Origin of the sequence: Pedobacter sandarakinus (assembly GCF_026240095.1) — a bacterium.
Lineage (GTDB): Bacteria > Bacteroidota > Bacteroidia > Sphingobacteriales > Sphingobacteriaceae > Pedobacter > Pedobacter sandarakinus.
In genome coordinates this window covers 1-3,146 of record NZ_JAPIVG010000015.1, presented here as the reverse complement: position 1 = coordinate 3,146, position 3,146 = coordinate 1, and the positions used below count along the sequence as shown (strand labels likewise).

Below are 3,146 nucleotides of genomic sequence, written 5' to 3'. Positions count from 1 at the left end.
TAGAGTGGCAATTATAAGCGATCACCACCACTTCCGTACTCATCACCAATGTTAACCCTTAAATCGCTTGTATTATCACCTCGATTATAACGATAAATAGACAATTCATCAGAGTTAGATACCGGAGAATTGAAATATAACCTAAAACCGGCGCCCGTGACTAGACCTTCCTCTCTTCCAATGGATAAATTAACATCAATAATTTGGCTTTGTGCTTGCGCTAGCATTATAGAATAGGTTAGAGCAACCAATAAATAGATTTTTTTCATATGTTTTATTTCTTATATAGTTTTAGGTTGTGTAAGATTCATCTTGTATATCAGAATTTCTTTATTTAGGTTTTACAATATGATTTATTGATTTTAGATCCTTAAGTGTATGTTTGTATTCTTCTTGTATTTGTAGGCATTGCATCGAATTTATTTTTGACATTTTCTATCTTCTGGTTGAAAGCTTAATTATGCTTGGAAACACTATCATAAAAACTAATCCTTTAACTCTTCCCACAATCAATCGAATTCCTTAGAAAGATAAATTCAATGTTTATAGGCAGTTGCAAATTATTTTCCAAGCTAATGTGTTTTTACGAAATCGTTAAATCATTTTGAGGAACGATGGTTTCAAGGTGACGAACGAGCCATTTCTGTACACGAACGATGTTTTCAGCGTACGGTTTTCTACCAAATAAATCTCATATTTCGTCAGATGTAGAAGTGAGTAATTGAGATATCTGATGCAAGATAGGATAGTTTGGCTTCCTAGAATTTTTTATTGTAGCGAAGGTCAGTACTACACCCTCTGTTGCTTTGCTGACAAACGAAAATCATGCTTTGAAGCCATTGATTTGATAATAGTTTCATTAGTACAATAATTCTTTGTTCGCAAGAAGACATAAGCAAATGGTGTAATCTATAAAAGTTTGAAAAGAATATAAAAGCTAATTGAAACACCAAAGCCAAACGATCAGTTGAAATTTAAGGTTTTGAATTATTTTCACTTGGCAAACAAAAGGCTATTTTAGCTAAGACAAGCATCCACCAGTTTTTCAATTGACGATCTTGCGCTTTACCTATATCCTATCTTAATTTAATATTTTTGCGTCAGCAAGGAGCTAGTAAAAAACATATCGATAATGACACGCTCAAACGACTGTAAGAGATGAAGGTACCGCATGGTGAGAACCGCCTTCACATAAATCCTACAATAGTCGTATTCATAAAAGCAGGCACCTAAAAAGTATACGGGCAAAGCAGAAAATAGCGAAACCCTGTAGATTCACATCTTCGAGCTTTACAATAATTCCCTATTCCACTATATTCACAAAAGAATCCTTGGTTTCCATTTTAGAATCCAATCACCTTCAAAAGCGAACCCTTTGACAGCGTGAGGCTAACTTTTTGGTAAAACAAAAGCCCAACACTTTATACATCCGTGGGCTTTGACTTTAGTTTATCTAAAGCACAAGCGGACGCTTGCGCTAGTGTGGAGGTATTACCTGCAGATAGCCCATGCAACCAGCCCGAAATCATCCGAGCGCTATTCTTTGCACTTGATGAACTTAGGGCGGTAGCTGAAAAAGGTAATAGGGGTTTGGCCTGGACTGAACAAGAAGATAGCCTGCTCGAAGAACGCTTTGGTAATGGTTCCAGGATTACACAGCTCGCTAAATTACACTCCAGAACATATGCAGCCATTAAAGCCAGGCTAATCAAACTCGAACTCCTACAGAATTAACAAAGCCCAACAGTTTAAAGCTGCCGGGCTCTGTTATGTAAGTTACATTTTGGTCTTAGCGAGACGCTAAGACCAGTTAGCTTTTTTCTATAATCAACGACTGAATGTCTTTGTTAAAAAATGGAAAAAGTAAATAGACATACTTCTCTTTATCACTCAGCTTTACAACATCTTTGTCATATCCGAACAAATGCTTTATCGCCTTAGGGTTATGAGTGACAATAAACTCTTTGCTATTGAAAACCATTTCTTTCGAATCCTTTTCAAACCAAAAAAGAACTTTAAAGCTAGAGGTTTTTATAAAAAACTTTTCATCCTCAAATCTTATTTCTATTACGGTGTTATTAATGATGTTTCCATTTGGAACAATTTGAGAATACTGGAAATAAGCTATAGCCGAGATAAATATTATTTCCGCTAAAATATATTTTAAGTCTAGTACAAATTTCGTCGAGTAAAAAATCATAAATGACATTAGTATAAATATCGATAGACCAAATAACACGTTATTCGTTAACTTTTTTTTATATTGATTAATTAAGTCATGTAGTTCGTAATCCGCCTCGTATTTCATTTTTTATTTTAAAAAGATGTTGTGAAAATAATATCCACTGGTTTAAGCATCGGATGCAGCTCCTGCAAATGTAAAAACTTTCTCAGCTGTTAGAGCAGTGTTAACTACTTTAGGTAAAGCCTTCCAGTTGGTTCCAGTTACAACCATGGTAACACCATCATTAACACCTCCTAGTACATTTTGCATTGGGCCGTTTTTATAAAAACCATTCCCATCAATCATCTTACCTGCGAGTGCCCCTAAATTGCTGGGAGCAGCATCCCCAAAATCATTATTGCCACTAAAATAGCCTGCAAGCCTAGCGCCATTACCTAAAACCCTAGCTGATCCATCTACAATTCCAAATATACCTACACCAAATTCTGATGTAGCCGCTCCCAATGTAACCTCTGCGACACCTCCAACAAGACCAATACTTGCATTGAGTATTCCTCGATTCTCTGGATTGTATTTATCAAGAATTTTAGTTTTCTCTGTTAATGATGTTGTCATCGATTTTCCAGTTATACTGCTAGTAGCAGTACCATCAGTATTAAGATTAACACCTTTGGACCTGTCTCCATCTGCATCAATTATTGCCCCCCGTGCGCCAATATGTTTGTAACCATTTATTTCTTTATTACCTTCTATCCATTGAACAGTCCCAGTTCCCTTAGATCGATACCAGTCCTTTACCTCCATTCCATCAGGATCAACAAACCTTATTGGATTATTGAAACCATAATTATAAGGCGAGTGCCTTCTCATTTTCTCTGCCAGTGGATCCACCACATTCCACCTGCCTATCACCGGATCATAGAACCTAGCGCCGTAATCATACTGTCCCAACTCCTCTTGA

At 36.4% G+C, this 3,146-nt stretch carries 4 protein-coding genes; 1 reads left to right on the top strand and 3 read right to left on the bottom strand.

Annotation, left to right across the window (positions count from 1 at the left end; translation table 11 throughout):
• Positions 1-11: 11 nt before the first annotated feature.
• On the bottom strand, positions 12-269 hold the full coding sequence (locus OQ268_RS17725) for a hypothetical protein (RefSeq protein ID WP_265858145.1): 258 nt from the start codon (positions 267-269) through the stop codon (positions 12-14).
• A 1,162-nt stretch (positions 270-1,431) separates the two neighbouring features.
• Here OQ268_RS17725 and OQ268_RS17720 point away from each other — a divergent pair.
• Positions 1,432-1,734, top strand: a complete 303-nt coding sequence (locus OQ268_RS17720; RefSeq protein ID WP_265858144.1) for a hypothetical protein — start codon at positions 1,432-1,434, stop codon at positions 1,732-1,734.
• A 76-nt stretch (positions 1,735-1,810) separates the two neighbouring features.
• Here the strand turns inward: OQ268_RS17720 and OQ268_RS17715 are convergent, their stop codons facing one another.
• Positions 1,811-2,308 carry a hypothetical protein gene (locus tag OQ268_RS17715; protein WP_265858142.1) on the bottom strand — a complete coding sequence of 166 codons (498 nt, stop codon included), beginning with the start codon at positions 2,306-2,308 and terminating at the stop codon, positions 1,811-1,813.
• A gap of 42 nt (positions 2,309-2,350) precedes the next feature.
• Positions 2,351-3,146: RHS repeat-associated core domain-containing protein (locus tag OQ268_RS17710; RefSeq protein ID WP_322974049.1), on the bottom strand; the 796-nt coding region annotated here is incomplete at its 5' end.